Origin of the sequence: Dyella japonica DSM 16301 (assembly GCF_001010355.1) — a bacterium.
GTDB classification, from domain to species: Bacteria; Pseudomonadota; Gammaproteobacteria; order Xanthomonadales; family Rhodanobacteraceae; genus Dyella; species Dyella japonica.
Genome location: NZ_JPLA01000092.1, coordinates 1 through 392, shown reverse-complemented (window position 1 = coordinate 392; position 392 = coordinate 1). Strand labels below are relative to the sequence as shown.

General features: G+C 56.6%; 2 tRNA genes. Both read right to left on the bottom strand.

Annotation, left to right across the window (positions count from 1 at the left end):
- Positions 1–50: 50 nt before the first annotated feature.
- A tRNA-Ala gene (locus Y882_RS18300) sits at positions 51–126 on the bottom strand.
- Positions 127–194: 68 nt separating this feature from the next.
- Positions 195–271, bottom strand: a tRNA-Ile gene (locus Y882_RS18295).
- Between the last annotated feature and the right edge of the window lie 121 nt (positions 272–392).

Here is a 392-nt window from a genome sequence, read left to right as displayed (position 1 = left end):
CGTCTCGTTTCTAAATCTTTATGTGTGCGCTGCCATTTTTACGTCGACGATGGTGGAGCCAGTCAGGATCGAACTGACGACCCCCTGCTTGCAAAGCAGGTGCTCTCCCAGCTGAGCTATGGCCCCAGATTTTCGTGAGAAGTCCGACCAGGGATGGTCGGGCTCTTGCCGATGGATCGGCAAAAATCCGGTGATGGTGGGTCTGGGAGGACTCGAACCACCGGCCTCACCCTTATCAGGGGTGCGCTCTAACCACCTGAGCTACAGACCCGGGAAATCATTTCCGTGTGGCGAAAAGCGAAGCACATCCCGTAGCCGCAAAGCTACGAAGCGCGATGGTCGCTGTCCGCGGCACGAATGTCGCGTAAAAATGCAGGTGTCTTGTGTGGACG